This window comes from Ferrimonas pelagia (assembly GCF_039543565.1).
In the GTDB taxonomy this organism is placed as follows: Bacteria; Pseudomonadota; Gammaproteobacteria; order Enterobacterales; family Shewanellaceae; genus Ferrimonas; species Ferrimonas pelagia.
On sequence record NZ_BAABJZ010000044.1, the window covers coordinates 1 to 1,446 of the forward strand.

At 56.8% G+C, this 1,446-nt stretch carries 1 protein-coding gene; it reads right to left on the reverse strand.

Features of this window, described 5'->3' with window-relative positions:
* Positions 1–1,226: 1,226 nt before the first annotated feature.
* Positions 1,227–1,446, reverse strand: a 220-nt coding sequence (locus tag ABEA08_RS09540) for a hypothetical protein (RefSeq protein WP_345335067.1), incomplete at its 5' end; no start/stop codon positions are given.

Consider the following 1,446-nt stretch of genomic DNA (forward strand, 5'->3'; position numbering starts at 1 on the left):
GCGGCCTTTGTACTGCCAATCCGGCGAGAGCGCCATTACCCTCGAGCTGTGAAGCGTCGTCCCCAGAAATACGCAGTTCGGCGACCACGAAAGAAAAATGCCAGTCAGCTTAACTGACTGGCATTACGCCCTTCGGGGCGCCGTTTTTTTTGCGTGTGCCTGGCATGGCACGCTGTCCTTGACGGGCACTGTTCCGGTTCGCATGGTGGCGGTCGGATGACTTGGTGGTGAAAGTCCACTGCTGGCCCGGTCGGGAGGAGTCGCTCGTCGAACGGCAAGGGGGGCCTTGGCAAGGCGGGATCTGGCCGAAGAATGCTCCTGCCATTTTGGCATTTTCGCCTTCTCTCGCGGGTAAGGTCACGAAGCTCTGTTATGGCGAACAGACATCGTATAAAGGCGATCTTCTCGGCTAGCGAGGCCCAGTGTCCAAGGAGAGCGATGGCTAAAGCCCAATCCTCGCAGCTGTGGGGGCCGATCAGGCAGAAAGTACAGTGAGGAGCGCGCGTCTTACCTTGAGATCCCGGCATTTTTGGGTCAATAGGCTTTCGCTGTCGCGAGGCAGAGCGATGGCAGACCAGGCGTCAGCAGGCGTCGCTGTCGGTTGAAGCCAATCGTTGATGGGCCACACCCGCAAAGTACGTCTGCAATGCGTTTTGTGAGCCATGAGCGCAGCTCCTGCAGTGATGGACGGCGTCGATCCGCTCAGCTTCGGCGCTGAGGCAACAGCAAGCGTTGCGGATCAATGAGCACGGGCTCTACGGGCGCTGTCGTGATACGGAGCAGTTGGCGAGGTGGGCGAGGCGGCGGAAAGGCAGGTCGTACTCGACGTGACCGTCGCAAAGCGTTGGCGAGCTCTGCTGTGTTTATCGCGGACCATTGCATCGGCTTGCTGCCCCCGATAAGTCGATGACAGTCAGCAATGCGGTGCCGCTTTGCGTTGCTCTTACCGCTGTGTTTTGCCGATGCGGTTAGCACACGGCCTTACGCCGATCTCCATGTTTGTTGCGAGCGCGAAGAACGAAAACAGCGACCAGCCTCTGTCATTCACCTGTGCCCGGTAATCTATCCAGCCGTGCCCAAGACTAGCGAGGAATGTGAAACCGCAATGAAGCAAATTGGATCTTCATCAACGTTTGCATAGCAAAGCGCTGTGTTTATGTCGCAGGAGCGCGGTGAGTGGGGTTTGTCATGGCGTTGGAGCCAGAGTGCGCTGCGCGCAGTGGTCGTCAAGGACGATCTGGGCGGGGAAGGGAAGCCAAGTTTCGGATGAGAACAGTGAATTCTAGCGTCGATAACGACAAAAAAGCACCGCCGAAGCGGTAATGCCGATCATTTAAGGATCGTTTGACCGATCTTTTGATGATGTCAGAATCCGAGTTCTCATTCAGGAACTCGGATTTTTTATGCTTCTCAGTCAAGCTCTCGATACCCTCCATAGCTTCTCCC